At 69.5% G+C, this 14305-nt stretch carries 14 protein-coding genes; 2 read left to right on the top strand and 12 right to left on the bottom strand.

What is annotated here, in order from left to right; genetic code table 11:
- Positions 1–434: 434 nt before the first annotated feature.
- Positions 435–863 (bottom strand): DUF1489 family protein, encoded by a 429-nt coding sequence (locus tag ACFPMG_RS30725; RefSeq protein WP_376999362.1) that lies wholly within the window; start codon positions 861–863, stop codon positions 435–437.
- Positions 864–966: 103 nt separating this feature from the next.
- Positions 967–1305, bottom strand: coding sequence for a hypothetical protein (locus ACFPMG_RS30720; protein WP_040134734.1), 339 nt, complete (start codon positions 1303–1305; stop codon positions 967–969).
- A 117-nt stretch (positions 1306–1422) separates the two neighbouring features.
- Here ACFPMG_RS30720 and ACFPMG_RS30715 point away from each other — a divergent pair, with 117 nt between their 5' ends.
- Positions 1423–2322: a DMT family transporter gene (locus ACFPMG_RS30715; protein ID WP_376999360.1), complete on the top strand. Its 900-nt coding sequence runs from the start codon at positions 1423–1425 to the stop codon at positions 2320–2322.
- A 19-nt stretch (positions 2323–2341) separates the two neighbouring features.
- On the opposite strand, the gene modC is transcribed toward ACFPMG_RS30715, so the two are convergent.
- Genes modC through ACFPMG_RS30695 form a run of 4 tightly spaced genes read right to left on the bottom strand, consistent with a single transcriptional unit; the run spans position 2342 to position 5695 of the window.
- Entirely contained in the window at positions 2342–3433 is a 1092-nt protein-coding gene (modC, locus tag ACFPMG_RS30710) for a molybdenum ABC transporter ATP-binding protein (RefSeq protein ID WP_137116475.1), read from the bottom strand.
- The gene (gene modB, locus ACFPMG_RS30705; RefSeq protein ID WP_376999358.1) at positions 3430–4098 is read right to left on the bottom strand and encodes a molybdate ABC transporter permease subunit; all 669 of its coding nucleotides are present in this window, start codon (positions 4096–4098) and stop codon (positions 3430–3432) included. The genes modC and modB overlap by 4 nt, the downstream gene beginning before the upstream one ends.
- Before the next feature lie 34 nt (positions 4099–4132).
- Positions 4133–4879 (bottom strand): molybdate ABC transporter substrate-binding protein, encoded by a 747-nt coding sequence (gene modA, locus ACFPMG_RS30700; protein WP_376999356.1) that lies wholly within the window; start codon positions 4877–4879, stop codon positions 4133–4135.
- Between the two features lie 24 nt (positions 4880–4903).
- Positions 4904–5695 (bottom strand): TOBE domain-containing protein, encoded by a 792-nt coding sequence (locus tag ACFPMG_RS30695; protein ID WP_376999354.1) that lies wholly within the window; start codon positions 5693–5695, stop codon positions 4904–4906.
- Between ACFPMG_RS30695 and ACFPMG_RS30690 the strand changes: the two genes are divergently transcribed.
- Positions 5694–5945, top strand: a complete 252-nt coding sequence (locus ACFPMG_RS30690; protein WP_376999352.1) for a hypothetical protein — start codon at positions 5694–5696, stop codon at positions 5943–5945. The two genes, ACFPMG_RS30695 and ACFPMG_RS30690, sit on opposite strands and share 2 nt — an antisense overlap.
- A 168-nt stretch (positions 5946–6113) precedes the next feature.
- On the opposite strand, the gene ACFPMG_RS30685 is transcribed toward ACFPMG_RS30690, so the two are convergent.
- From ACFPMG_RS30685 to ACFPMG_RS30660, 6 genes are all read right to left on the bottom strand, one after another.
- Positions 6114–6845 carry an SIMPL domain-containing protein gene (locus ACFPMG_RS30685; RefSeq protein WP_376999350.1) on the bottom strand — a complete coding sequence of 244 codons (732 nt, stop codon included), beginning with the start codon at positions 6843–6845 and terminating at the stop codon, positions 6114–6116.
- 96 nt (positions 6846–6941) lie between these two features.
- Positions 6942–7883, bottom strand: a complete 942-nt coding sequence (locus tag ACFPMG_RS30680; protein ID WP_376999348.1) for a ligand-gated ion channel — start codon at positions 7881–7883, stop codon at positions 6942–6944.
- A gap of 26 nt (positions 7884–7909) precedes the next feature.
- On the bottom strand, positions 7910–8497 hold the full coding sequence (locus tag ACFPMG_RS30675) for a TIGR00645 family protein (RefSeq protein WP_376999346.1): 588 nt from the start codon (positions 8495–8497) through the stop codon (positions 7910–7912).
- Positions 8494–9051 (bottom strand): Hcp family type VI secretion system effector, encoded by a 558-nt coding sequence (locus ACFPMG_RS30670; protein WP_376999344.1) that lies wholly within the window; start codon positions 9049–9051, stop codon positions 8494–8496. The genes ACFPMG_RS30675 and ACFPMG_RS30670 overlap by 4 nt, the downstream gene beginning before the upstream one ends.
- Positions 9052–9054: 3 nt before the next feature.
- Positions 9055–10155 (bottom strand): type VI secretion system protein TssA, encoded by a 1101-nt coding sequence (gene tssA / locus ACFPMG_RS30665; RefSeq protein WP_376999342.1) that lies wholly within the window; start codon positions 10153–10155, stop codon positions 9055–9057.
- Positions 10156–10163: 8 nt separating this feature from the next.
- On the bottom strand, positions 10164–14297 hold the full coding sequence (locus ACFPMG_RS30660) for a type VI secretion protein IcmF/TssM N-terminal domain-containing protein (protein WP_376999340.1): 4134 nt from the start codon (positions 14295–14297) through the stop codon (positions 10164–10166).
- Positions 14298–14305 lie beyond the last annotated feature (8 nt).

Below are 14305 nucleotides of genomic sequence, written 5' to 3'. Positions count from 1 at the left end.
CGAAGCATCCACTTGACAGGGCCGCTCAACGCGACCTCACCCAAGCTTTCGAAACTGTTCGTCTCTTACTGCTTGACCGAGATGCTCAAGCGACCCGCGACGCCAGTCCCTTCCGGAACCGGTCCGCGGCCAACGGTCAAAACCGCCGCCTGCGCATCCCTTCTCACAACACGGTATCAACGATATCCAAGATCCCGCGGCCCTTAGGAGAACCGCAACACCCCGCGCCCATTCCCTTCGAGGAGTGGGCCGCCAGGGCCAGAATGTCTCTGTGTTTCCGACCCGTCAGCGCCTCGTTGGCGGCCACCGCGTCGGTGGAGGGGGTTATAGGCGCCTCCCCCACGAACACGCAAGCGCTTTTTTGACAGGGTGATGAAAATTCTGCCCTATCGTGAAAAATCAATGGGTTGGCAGGCCGCAGCCGGGCGAACCGACTACAGCAGGCCGAGCAAGCGCAGTTCGGCGGCCAGATGGGCGGGCAGTTCATCGCCCTGCCCGCCCGCTTCGGACAGGTCCCTGGGCGCCGTTTCCGGATTGAGGTAGCGCCATCCCTGGAACGGGCGGTGGGGCGTCGGCACGGTGGCGACGAGTTGCGGGTCCATTCCAAGAATGCAGCAGCTCTCCCCTTCCTCGTCCACGGTGGTGTCGATGGAAATCACCCGCTGGCGGGCGGCAACCGAACCGCGAACCACCCAATAGATCGATCCGCCGGCGAGGATTTCCTCCCGCCGCTTCGGGACGCGGCGCGTGAACACGGGAATCATCGAGCGGCCGTCGACGGCCTGCGCGCGGCGCGCCTGCACCGCCGCCAAATGGTCGAGGTCGTCGATCCCGACGGCGAGCTTGATGAGATGCAACGGCATGAACGGCTCAGGGAGAAAGGTTGGCGGAACGGGTTCGCTGCCGCAGATGGGAATCCACGGCAACGTTTCCAGCCATACACTGTTGAAAGCGAGGCGCGCAGGGTCAGGCCGGCACGTTGTTGAGGGACCGGCAACGCTCTTCGAACGGCGGAGTGACGAAGTCCGGCTTCTTGAAGAGGCCGCGCATCCAGGCCGTCAGCGTGCAGAGGTCTTCCAACCGCACAGTTTCGTTCAGGGTGTTCTCGGGGAAGGTCAGCTCGAAGGTCTCAGCGATGTGGTCCAGAACCTGTTCGAGCTGCTCGGCGGTGAGACCGATTCCGCCGTCCAGGACAGCGTTGCGGGTCAGGACCTTTTCATCCACACCGTATTCGTCACGGATCAGCTTCACGATCCAGCGGAACAGATGCATCCAATTGGTGATCCCGAGGATCGGCTCCGACATACCCCGCCCCTTGTGTACCGCGACCTTGGCACGAAGAATGGCACGCATTCTTTGCAAATTCATTGCGTGAAATTGCCGCTTCCGTAAGACAGCGCCAGCGCCCATAGAATGCGGCCCATGCGCGCCGCTTATCTCAACCTCGCCCTGTCGATGACCCTGGTCGGCCTGTCGGTTCCGGCGTCCAAGGTGATCGTATCCCATGTCCCACCCCTTGTGGCTGCGGAAATGCGCTTCGCGCTTGTCGCTGTGCTGCTGGCGCCCTTGGCGCTCAGGGGTGGCGCGGCGGCGTTTCCGCGCAACGGCCGCGACTGGACGAGCCTCATCCTGCTCTCCCTGTTCGGCATGGTGCTGTTCAACCTGTTCCTTCTCTACGGGCTGCGCGAGACCAGCGCGGTTGCCGCCGGAATCATCACCAGCACCATTCCCGCCATGACGGCGCTGGGGGCGGCGCTGATCCTGCGCGAGCGGATCGGGGCCGGCAGTGCCGCGGCCATCGCCTTGGCGGTCGTTGGCATGGTCGCGCTGAACCTGCGGCCCGGCGGCGGCGGCGGACCCGACGATTCTCTCGTTGGCAACGCGTTGGTGTTCGGCGCGGTGGTGTCGGAGGGGTTGTACGGAGTCTTCGCGCGGCAGCTCGGCGGGCGGATTCCGCCTTTGGCGCTGACCTGTCTGGCGAACGTCCTGGCGGCCGCGATGATGGCGCCGGGTGCCCTGGCGACGCTGGGCGGCTTCGATCCTGCCGCGGTGCCCGGCTGGGTCTGGCTGCTGTTCGTGGGGTCCGGCCTGACCGGCGGCTTGCTGGCGGTGGTGCTGTGGATGCGCGGGATCGCCCATGTGCCGGCCAACCGGGCCGGGCTGTTCACCGGACTGATTCCGGCGGCGGGTGTGCTGGCCGCCGTGCTGTTCCTGGGCGAGGCCTTCACGCTCGCCCACGCCGCCGGGTTGCTGTGCGTCCTGTTCGGAATCGCGATGGGGACGGGGGCGCTGCGCCTGCCCAAGCGCTTCACGCCGGGGTAGTGAGCAGCGCCCATCCGAATCACATTGATTCCTGGACCAGGGCCACCCCCTTGACCTGGGCATACACCGGCTGGCCCGGCGACAGGCCGAGGGCGTCCCAGCTCTTGCGGGTGACGCGGGCGAGCATGCGAGCGCCCCTGCCCTCCTCGCCCAGAGCCACAACGGCCATCATCTGCACCTCGTCCTGCCGCTCCGCCGCGACGATGCGGGCGGGGAGCGCGTTCAGGATGGTGCTGCCCTCCGGCGGGTTGCGGGCGAGGCTGACGTCGGACGCCGCGATGCGGGCGCGCCGCGCCGTTCCCTGCGGCCCGAGATCGCCCGGAACGAGCAGATGGCCGCCGTCCAGCCGCAGCAGGGTCAGGCCGTAGGCGTCCTCCCGCCCCGCCACCACCGCGGGCAGGGTCACCCCGGCTTCGGGCATGCGGGCGATGGGCAGGGTGGGATCGGCCTGAAGCTCCTGCATCGGGCCGGCGGCGACGACGCGCCCCTGGCGCAGCAGCACCAGATGGTCGGCCAGCCGCTCGACCTCCGCGATGTCGTGGCTGACATAGAGGACGGGGACGGACAGGACGCCGTGCAGCCGCTCCAGATAGGGAAGGATCTCCTCCTTGCTGAAGCGGTCGAGCGCCGCCAGGGGCTCGTCCATCAGCAGCAGGCGCGGCTGCGAGAGCAGCGCGCGCCCCACCCCGACCCGCTGGCGCTCGCCGCCGGACAGATGCTCCGGCGAGCGGTCGAGCAGATGCCCCAGCCCCAGCAGGTCCACCACGTCGTCCAGGCGGATGTGCTCCGGCACGCCGCGCCCCACCGTCCGGCGATGGCCGAACAGCAGGTTGGTGCGCACCGACAGATGGGGGAACAGGCTGGCTTCCTGGAAGACGTAGCCGATGGGCCGCTTGTGCGTCGGCCGGAAGGTCCGCCCCTCCTGCCAGACGTCGCCGTCCAGGGCGAAGCGCCCGTTCAGCCGCTGCAATCCGGCCGCGCAACGCAGCACCGAGGTCTTGCCGCAACCGGACGGGCCGAACAGCGCGGTGATGCCGCGGCCCGGCGCCTCGAACGCCACGTCCAGGGCGAACTGGCCGAGCGTCCCGTGGAAATGCACCGACAGGCTCATCGCCCGCCCCGCCCGATGCGCTTTTCCAGCATCATCATCGTCAGGATCACCGTGAAGGAGAAGACCAGCATGCCACCGGCCAGCAGATGGGCCTCGTCCCATTGCAGCATCTCGACATAATCGTAGATGGCCACCGAGAGGACCTTGGTCTGGCCGGGAATGTTGCCGCCGATCATCAGCACGACGCCGAACTCGCCCATGGTGTGGGCGAAGCCCAGCACGGCGCCGGTCAGGAAGCCGCGACGGGCCAGCGGCACCGCCACGGTGAAGAAGGTGTCGAGCGGCGAGGCGCGCAGCGTCGCCGCCGCCTCCAGCGGGCGGTCGCCGAACGCCTCGAAGGCGTTGCGGATCGGCTGCACCACGAAGGGCATGGAATACAGCACCGACCCGATGACCAGCCCTTCGAAGGTGAAGGCCATGGAGCGGGCGCCCCACAGGGAGGCCAGCCAACCGCCGGGGCCGTTCGGTCCCAGCAGCATCAGCAGGTAGAAGCCCAAAACCGTCGGCGGCAGGACCAGGGGCAGCGCCACCACCGTGGCCACCGCCTCCTTCCACCAGGCTCCGGACCGCGCCAGCCACCAGGCCAGGGGGGTGCCGGCGATCAGCAGGATGACCGTCGTCAGCGCCGCCAGTTCCAGGGTCAGGATGATCGGTTGCCAGCTCATCGGCGGGCGGTCCCTACCAGGGAGTTCGGCATGGTCAGTTCGGCGCCCTCGTGCCGTAGCCGTACTTGGAGATCACCGCGGCGGCCTCCGGCCCCTTCAGGAAGGCGAGGAAGGCCGCGGCCGCCTCGTTGCCGGCGCCCTTCTTCAGCAGGACGGCGTCCTGGAAGATCGGGTCGTGCAGCGCCTCCGGAACCGGCCAGCGGGTGCCGTCCGGCTTGGCGATCACCTGGGATAGGGCCACGAAGGCCAGCTCGGCGGCGCCGGTCTCGGCGAACTGGAAGGCCTGGGCGATGCTGTTGCCCTGGACGATCTTCGGCTGGATCGCCTCGTAGACGCCCATCTTCTTCATGGCCTGCACGGCGGCGGCGCCATAGGGGGCCGTCGCCGGGTTGGCGATCGACAGCTTCTCGAAAGCGCCCTTGCGCAGCGTGTCCTCGCCCAGCGGCGCGTCGCCGGCCTTGGTCCACAGCACCAGACGGCCGACGGCGTAGGTGAAGCGGGAGTCCGGAACGGCCAAGCCCTCCTCCACCGCCTTCTTCGGGGTCTCGTCGTCGGCGGCGAGGAAGACGACGAAGGGCGCGTCCTGCTTGATCTGAGCGTAGAACTGGCCGGTCGCGCCGAAGCTCAGGACGGCCTTGTGGCCGGTCTTCTGCTCGAAGGCGGTGGCGATCTCCTTCGCCGGAGCGGTGAAGTTCGCGGCGACCGCGACGTTGAATTCGTCGGCCCGGGCCGTCGCCGAGACGGACAGCAGCGCGACGGCGGCAAGCAGGAAACGCGTCATTCGAAAACTCCTTCCGATCTATCGTCAATCCACCGCAAGAATGATGTGCGATGCGTCGATCAGCGCGCAGGCCGGGTCGCCAGGCTTCAGGCCGATGTCGTCGGCGCTGCGCAGCGTGATGATGGCGGTCAGCGTCTTGCCGCCGCCGATGTCCAGGGTGATCTCGCTGTTGACCGCGCCGTCTTCGCGACGGGACACCACGCCTTCCACGCGGTTGCGCATCGAGGTGCGCTTCGCCTCGTCCGCCGGGGCGAGGATCACGAAGGGCGCCTTGATCAGGGCCGTCGCCGCGCGCCCCGGAAACAGTCCCAGGTCGCGCACGCTGTCGCGGGTGATGATCGCAACGATCGAGGTCTGGTCCGAGACGGCCAGGGTGATTTCGGCGTTCACCGCCCCGTCGGTGATGGCGGTGACGGTTCCGCGAAGGGCGTTGCGGGCACTGGTGCGCATGAAGAATCCCCACATCAGGCTGGCCGCCGACAGGCCGGTGCCGTTGAGTTCCGGTTCCAGCACCTGGAAGGCGCGGACCATCTCGCTCTGCAGACGGTGGAAGGTGGCGACCAGCCGCACGCCGTCCGGCGTCAGGGCGGTTCCGCCGCCGCGCTTTCCGCCGGCCTGCGCCTCGACCAGCGGGCGGCCGAACAGGTTGTTCATGGCGTCGATGGCGTCCCAGGCCGCCTTGTAGGTAACCCCGACCGACCGCGCCGCGCCGGAAATGCTGCCCTCGCGCCCCACCGCCTCCAAAAGCCGGATGCGCTCCGCGCCGATCGGCGACGCGTGCGGCCCGGCGAACGACACCTGCGGTTGGACGGACATGAGCGGGCACCCCAAATTCGCTATATATGCTGGCTATATAACCATGCTCCGCGCAGGTGAACCAGCGCTTTTTGCCAGAACCACCATTTTTTTGAGGGATATCGGTGCGGGGGTGCAGGAAGCCAATCCAAACGATGAATCAACCCGCGACATGCATCGTGCAGACGATGCACGCCATCTGTCCATCCTGCTGAATTTCTGTGCGTATTCTGCCGCCAAACGAGGGTTTATTGTTTTCTTGGCGGCGTGATCGACGGATTAAAGGAGCTGGATTGCCGGTGCCGAGGTCTTCACGGCTCTCAGACCAATCGCACGCCGTACCGTCCGCTGCCTGAAGGACCGGGAACGGCCGGATGCGGCGAATCCAATATATAGATGATCTATACAGCGAGAGGGTGGGCGGAGCGCCGCCACCCCGTCAATCCACCAGTTCCCAGTCGAGCGTGGACACGACGCGGACGATCTTGTCGATCTGCCGGCTTTCCATGATGCCGGGGGCCTCGTCGCGGGCGAGGATCTGGAACAGGCCCTGGTTGGCGCGGCGGATGCCGCCCAGCGTCGCACCGCTGTCGGTCGCGAACTGGGTTGCCGCCTCGCGCGCCTTGGCGGTCGCCTCGGCGATCATCTCGGTCTTCACGTCGTTCAGCCGGGTGAACAGGTAATTGGGGCCGGAGCCCATGCCCGGCTCCCCGCCCAGGGTTACGCCCTGGTCCAACAGCTCCGCCAGATTCTGGCTGGCGCGGTCGACCCGCTCCACGTCGGGGCTGCGGACCATCAGGGTGCGGGTGAGGATGTAGCGCTGATCCGCCGGCCCCTGGCGGTAGGCCTGGGCGAGCAGGTCCACGAGATCGAGCGAGCGCGCGACGACGGCGTCGGCACCCAGCCCGTAACGCTCCAGAAAGGCCAGCACGGCCTTCTCGTCCGCCGCCGTCTTCGCCTGGACGGCGGACAGGTCGTCGCCGGTGGCGACGAAGCGGACCGGCCAGAGCGCGAGGTTCGCCTTGACCTCGCGCTCGGCGGAGCCCTTGACGGTGACGAAGCGGTCGGCCAGCCGGACCTGGGCGACCTCCCGCCCCGCCGACCAGCCCGCCACCGCGATCCCGATGGCGAGAAACGCCGCAGCCGCCAGCGCCGTCCGGTTTCCGATCATCCCACTCTCCCTCGTCGCTCTTCGCGGAGCATGACGGAGGATTGTGGCGAAGCTCAGGCCGGGGCGGCGCCCCCCAACTGGATCACGGCGCCGGGCTCACACCGTCGTCAGCCAGACGCACAGCAGCAAGTAGGCGACGGGGAAGACCACCAGGGACCAGCGGTCCAGGATCAGGGCCTTCGCCGCGTTCCGCTCGTAGATCATCAGCGACACCGCGCTCTGCATCAGGCTGAGGAAGATCATGCCCATGGAGGCAAGGTTGACCCGGTCCGACAGGGTGAAGCCGCTGCTGCGCGGCAGGTCGCTGGCGATGACGAAGTAGCAGGCGACCACGGCGAACAGAGCGCCGATGCCCAGGCCGAAGCGGGGGTCTAGGTCCACCGGCTTCACCAGGAAGGCCAGGAAGGCCACCAGCGAGGAGATGAAGATGGTCGAGAAGGTCTTGATGTAGTAGACCGAATCCGGCCGCTCCAGGGTGACCGCGTGGGTGTAGCGGGAGTAGACCGACTCGTGGTTCTTCGGCAGGGTGATGTCGCCGTAGTTGGTCCGGTATCGGTGCGCCGAGATGGTGGCGCCGTTGTTGATCAACGTGTAGCCGGAGACGTCGACGTCGGGATCGACGGTGCTGTTGTCGGTGTCCGGCACGTAGACGACGTATTCGGCCGTCAGGTCGCTGTCCTCGATCACCAGACGGATGGTCTGGGTGTCCAGGGGGAAGCGGCTCACGTCCCAGGGCTGGTTCAGAACGGCCTGGACGCGCGCCTGCCCATAGTTGGTGTCCTTCAGCTTGCGGACCGGGGTGGGCGTGCGGGACTCGATCCGCCCGTTCATCAGTTCGAACGTCTCCAGCGGGTTCAGAGAGTCGTCGTCCCAGCGGAACCAGACGTAGAAGTCCACATTGACCTGATTGTCGCGGAGATTCACCCCGGTGATCTGGTTGACGTAGGTGCCGACCACCACCTTCGCCGGCTCGGCCTTCGACGCCCCGGGCAGGCCGGTCAGAAGGATGGCGAGGAACGCCAGCGCGTACCGAATCATGATGCCCTCTCCTTTCCTGCCGGATGTCAGTGCGCGTGGCTCTTCTTGACCAGCACGTCCATGGTCGCCAGCAGCACGCCGGAGACGATGAAGGTAACGTGGATGGCGACCAGCCACATCAGGTCGCGGTCGGAGACCTCCGACACGTTCATGAAGGTCTTCAGGATCTGGATGGAGGAGATCGCCACGATGCTGGCGATCAGCTTCACCTTCAGCGCGCTGAAGTCCAGCTTGCCCATCCATTCCGGACGGTCGGCGTGGCCGGCGACGTCGATCTTCGAGACGAAGTTCTCGTAGCCGCTGAAGATCACCATCAGCACGAGGTTGCCGACCATCGTCAGGTCGACCAGCCCGAGCACGATCAGGATGATGTCGTTCTCCGTGCCATGCATGAGAAGCGGCAGCGCGTGCACCAGTTCCAGCGCGAAGCGCCAGCCGATCATCAGCAGCGCGCCCACCAGACCGACATAGAGCGGCGCCAGAAGCCAGCGGCTCTGGAACATCACCTGCTCCAGGAAATGCTCGGCCCGGCGCCCTGGGCGGCGGCGCCCCTCGCCGTTGCGGGACAGGAGGGTGGTGTCGCCGGTCAGGGCCGACGGGTTCGACTGGGTCATGACTTGCTCGCCAATGTGATGTCGCCACGGATTTGGCCGATTTTCCGGCCGTCGATCTGGTGCTGGTAGGTCATCTGCAACTGGTCGAAGGCCAGCGAGATGGTCTCGGTGCCGTTGCTGCTGTCGTCGTCGTCGACCGACAGCACGTACTCCGTGATCTGCGTGTTCTTCAGGATGATGGTCAGGTACGGCTCGGCGAAGATGTCGCTTTCACCGAAATGCTCGCCGCCCTGCAACTGCGCGAAGGTGCGGAAGAAGTGGATCGTCGCGGTGACGTCCTTCTTCTGCGGATCGAAGGCCGCCTGCATCAGCTTGGGCGAGGCGAGGTCGAAGTGACGCTCCAGCTTCAGGCTGTCGACGCCGAGCTTGTCCTGCTTCTGCGCCTTCCGGCCGCTGAAATAAGAGTTGTCCTCGATCGGGTCGTCGTAGTTGAAACCGCCGACCTCGCGCTTGCCCGAGGACAGGTCGAAACTGACGCAATCGGCCAGATTTTTGTAGTTGCGGATTAGCGACTCGCCCTTGATGCCGGGGTAATCGAGCAGGATGCGGGGCATGGCTCAGCGCTCCTCAAGCCGCAGAAGGCCGAAGATCCGCCCGACCTCGCCGCGGTCGCCCAGCAGTTCGGCGTAAAGCTCCGGCAGGGATAGGTTCCCCCAGGCGGCGGCGCGGCGGACAAGGTAGGAGGTCGGGCTGTGCGGCTCCTCCCGCGCCAGGAAATCGGCGATCTGGTGCAGCATCGCGTAGGCTTCCTGCCGGGTCCGCGGCCCGCCGGGGCGGGCGAAGGCGGCGGCGGGGATGATCTCGGCGGACGCGTCGATGGTGGCCCCCTCCCCGCCCTCGGCCTCCTCCGTCACGGCGGCGGCGCCGTCCGGATCGATGCCGCGCTTGGCGAGCGCCTCGCGGTGGAACTGGATCAGGCTTTCCAGGGTCTTCAGCAGCTGGCTGAAGCCGGGGGCGGCGCGCCCGGCCACGGCGTCCAGCTCCGCCGCCAGGGTGCGCACCGCCGTCACCGTGTCGCGCAGATGACCGTGCTGGGTTTGGTAGAAGTCCGGCGGCGTGCGGTCCTGGGCGGCGAGGATCTGCTCGACCGTCACCTCGCCGTCATCGACCGCCGCGTGGAAGGCGCGCGGGTCGCGGGTGGCGAGCTTGCGCAGGCGCTGCGCGTTCTGCCAGTCCTGGAAACGGTGCGTCTCGTCGGTGTGCGGCCCCGGCTGGGTGATGGCGGTCGCCATCAGGTCGCGCGACAACTGGCTGTCCAGCCAGACCAGCGGCGCCAGCCGCGGCTCCGGGTCGCCGTCGTCCAGGCGCGGGTAGAGGCCGTCCCAGAAATCCTCGACCAGCCCGTGGACCAGCAGGAGCCCCGGCGCCAGCCCCGCCGGACCGTGCAGGTGGCCTAGCGCCTGGACCAGCCACGCCGCGACCTGGAGGTCCTTGGTGCGGGTCGTCAGCAGGTCCGACGCCTGCTGGAAGACGCCCTTCCAGTCCGCCTTCTTGATGGTGGTCTGCCAGATGCCCTGGTCCAGATCGTCGTCCATCCGGCGCGCCTCGGTCAGCGCGTCGAATTCCGGGCCGTGGCGCAGGTCGTCGCCCGCCGGGTCGTCGCCGGGGATGGGCTGGAGCAGGGCGCCGATGTCGATCAGCGGGTGGGATGCGGTCATTTGGCTGCTCACGGGAAGCGTTGGGCCGCGGGGCGGAGCATCGGGGATTGGGTCGGGGCGTTGCCCAGATCGAAGAAGGCGCGGTCCGCCGGGGCCACCGCGCCCGACGGCGCCGGCCAGCCGGCCAAGCCCGGCATCCGCCGCATGGTGCCGACCGGGGCCAGCGGCGGCGCCTGCGCGGGCAGCGCCGGCACGGCCACCTTCTCTTCGCGCGGCGGCTTGCCGTCGGCCAGGACGGTGCGCTTGACCGCCAGCGCCATGAAGACCCGCACGTTGGGCTTCACCGCCGGCGCCGGAGCCGCCTGGACCGCCGGGGCGATCGGCAGCGGGGCGGCGGCAGCCTCCTTGACCGGGCCGCTGGCCGTGGCCTCGAACAGCAGCAGCGGCTCGGTGTCCGGGCCGGGGCGGCGGTCGCGCTGCGGCGCGGCCTGCCGGCCGGCCAGGGCGAACAGCGCCCAGGGGCCGTCATAGTCGAAGCGCAGCGACGGCCCGTCCACCGTCACCCCCGCACCGACGCCGGACACGGGAAGCACCGTGCCGTCCTTGGCCCAGCGCAGCGTCACGCTCAGCTTGTCGCCCGGATACCAGCGCAGCGGCGTCCGCGGCAGCATGCTGGACAGGGCGCCGTTCGGCGTGGCGAGCTTCCATTCGATGATGTCGCTGCCCCCGGCCTCACGCCCGCGGTTGACACGGAAGGCGGGGTCGAGCGCCAGCCCACCGCTCTGGTCCGGGGTCACCGCGGCGATCAGCAGCGGACGCGCCCGCTCCATGGTCTCCACGAAGCGCAGCGCCTCGCGACCGGCGGTGCCGAACCGCTCGCCGCGGCGCAACCCCTCCAGCACGAAGGCCGACCGCGCGTCGAACCGCTCGTAGAAGGCGCGCACCGCCGCCGGATCGGCCTCCTCGCCCGCCACGGCGGCGGCGGCGAAGGGGAAACGTCCGGCCAACATCTCGTTGAAGGACGCGGCCATGTCGACATAGGCGTCGTAGACGCGGGCGTCGGCGGCCAGCACGCAGCGCGTGGCGATCCACTGCTTCAGCTCGGCCAGACGGCTGCGGAAGAAGTCGTCCGGCACCCCGTCGATGGCGCCGAGATTCTGGCAACCGGCGGCGTCCACCGCGGCGCTTTCCACCGTCACGAACTTTTCGAGTTGCGCCAGTGAGCTGTTCGGCCGCCCGCCGTCGTACTTGTCCAGCTCGGCAATGATGCGCGCCCACTTGGACGCGGCGCCCGAACCGGTCCCGGCACCCATCACCGGGCGCTCCAGGATCTCCACCACCGGGGCGGCGATGTCGCGGGCGAGCACCGTCACCTCCTGCCGGGCGTTGCCGAGATAGAGCGCCAGCCCGGCCGGCGTGGTCTGCCCGAACAGCAGGTGCGGCACCAGAGGCCCGTCCACCCAGACGTCCAGCGCGTGGGCGTCGGGCCGGTAGAGCTGGTCGCCCTCCAGCAACCGGTCGGCCTGGGCCAGCACGGCGTTGGCCTGCCGGGCGACCGTGTCGCGGATGGTGTCGGCGGAGGTGGTCAGCCCGATCTGGCGGAAGGACTGCATCGTCTCGGCCAGCACCGGGAAAGCGGTGCGCAGCGCGTGGGCCGAGGCGCGGAGCTGCGCCAGCCCACCCGCCCGGTCCACCCCGCCGCCCGCCGGGCTGCCGGCCAAAGCGCGGGCGAGGATGCGCTCCACCCCCTGGCGGAGCTGATGCTGCGCCGCCGCCCGCATGGAGGTGCGGAGCATGGCCGGCGCCTGCGGCAGGTCCTTGGCGTCGAACAGCAGATAGTCCTCGACCAGCGGCGGGATGCTGTCCAGCGCGGCGCGGTCCCAGCCGGCGCCCACGGCGGGCATCGCCAGCGCGCCGCTGTCGTCCGTCTTCATGAAGCGGCGGGCCATCCACACCGCCAGGGTGCGGCGAAGCTGCTCCGCCGCCGGGGCCAGCCGGGCGCCGCCGTTCGGCGCCTGTTCCAGCAGGCGGCCGATCACGGAGTCCAGGCTGCGCGCGCCGACGCCCGCCTCGTCGTAGCGGCGCTGCGCCAAGTCCAGGATGTCGGCACGCAAATTGGGGCCGAGCAGGTCGGACTTCTCCAGCCGGCCCAGCAGCGCCTCGAACTCCGGCGGCAGGACGGGGCCGTTGGCGCCGATCCAGGCGCCACGCTCCGCCCCCAGGCCGCGGGCGGCGTCCTCCAGGCTCGACAGCACCTCGGCGTAGGCCGCCGCCGCGTCGGCGCCGGAGCGCGCCCCGCCGGCCAGCAGCTCCAGCTCGCTGGCGGCGACCGACAGCCGTGCGGCGGCGAGGCCGCCCATGGCGAGGTCGCGCAGATAAGCGTCGGCGTACTGCCGGAAACGGCGGCTGACCTCCGCCCGGTGGGCAGTCAGATCAATGGGGCGCTGCGCCCCCGGTCCCGGCGCCGGGATGGCGGTGCCGCCCGGCGGCTGGTCGATCTCCCAGCCGTGCAGCCGCGCCGAGAAGCCGCGCGCCACTCCAGAGCCCAGCGCGAAGTCCAGCACCTCGTCCAGCGGCAGGGTCGGATCGCGGGCGTCCACGTTGTTGTAGGCGCGGGCCAGCCCCTCGGCGATGCCGATCTCGCCCGCGAAGGCGCGCAGCCGCTCGAAGGCGCCCGCTCCCGCCGGCCCGACCCCGCCATCGCGGGTCAGGCGGCGCAGCCGGTCCTCGGCCACATCGCGCACGGTCGACAGGGCCAGCCGGCGGTAGCCGACGGCCAACGCCCCCGACACCGAATCCGGGACGCCGCTGATCCACGACGCCGGCAGCGGGTTGAAGGTCCAGTCGGTGGGCAGCATGGTCACGCCCTGCACGAAGCGGGCGGCGGGATCGCCGTAGGCGGCGGTCATCGGCGCCCCGGCTTCGACCGCCGGGCGCTGGTCGGCGAGCTGCTGGAGCCCGCCCGGAATGTCGGCCAGGACCGGAACCAGCCGGTCCGACAGGGTGGAGGCGCGCTGCACCCCCATCCACAGCAGCAGGACGGCGACCACGGCGGCAACCCCCGTCCCCACCGGCCAGGAATAGCGGCGCCACGCGCGGGACGCGGCCAGCGCGCGGGTCGGCTTGGGCAGGCCGGCCTCGGGGAAGATCTTGCGGTTCAGCAGGTCGCGCCCGAACAGCGCCGCCGCGTCCGGATCGGGACGGCCCGTGAAGTAGAGGCCGCGGACGTAGAGCGTTTCCTGATAGGCGGTGCGCTTGAAGGCGGTGCCGAGCAGGGCGCGCAAGGCCGCCTCCGTCCCGGTCAGCCGCTCCGTCAGGGCGAACAGCGGAGCGCCGTCCGGCGTGGCCGCAGCACCGAACACCTCCAGTTCCACCGCCAGCAGGCCGTCCGCCAGCGACTGCAGCGCCTCGCTCACGAAGTCGGGGGAGAAGGCGGTCTCCAGCGCGTAGGGGCTCGACCAGCCGAGCATCCCGCCGGTCAGGGTCGGGGGCAGAGCCTCGGCCAGCGCCGCGAAGCCGGGGGCCTCCTCGCAGCCCGTCACCACCACATAGACCGGCAGGGCGAAGCCCAGCGTGCGCTGGATCTCCCACAGCCGGGAGTACAGCTCCGTCCCGCGCGCGGTGGCGCGGCGCACATCGTCCAGCTCGGCCAGCGGGATGGTCAGGATCAGCCCGTCGGCGGGCAGCATCGGGCGGCGGCGCCCCAGCAGATCCAGCACGCCGGCCCAGGCGGCGCGGGGATCGTCGACGTCGATAACCACCGCCCGGTCGTAGAAGCGCCAGGAGAAGCCGGCGTGCCGCTCGGCGGTCACCGGGGGACGAACCTCCTCCGCGCAGGACAGCAGGCCGGCGTCGTCCGACGCGGCGACGCCGGTGCGCAGGTACCAGGGCACCAGATAGACGTTGCGCGACAGCGTCTCGCGATAGGCCGCCAGACCGTCGCGGAACAGCCGGCGGATGTCGCGGATGGTGACGTCCGGCGCGGTGGCGGCCAGCGCCGGGACCGCCCCGCCCTCCTCCGCCGTCGCGTCGGGCGGCGGCAGGGCCGCCGGTTCCGCCGGGGCGGGCGGCGCCGCGCTGCGGGCACGCAGCAGGATCGCCGCCATCACCGCGATGATCAGCAGCACGAGGACGAGAAGCCCCGCGAAGACCCAGATCTGGTTGCCGGCGATGCCGGACAGGACCGCTGCCAGGAGTTCCATGACCGTCC

The sequence above is a fragment of the Azospirillum himalayense genome, from assembly GCF_042657465.1.
GTDB classification, from domain to species: domain Bacteria; phylum Pseudomonadota; class Alphaproteobacteria; order Azospirillales; family Azospirillaceae; genus Azospirillum; species Azospirillum himalayense.
This window is presented reverse-complemented; position numbering and strand designations above follow the sequence as displayed.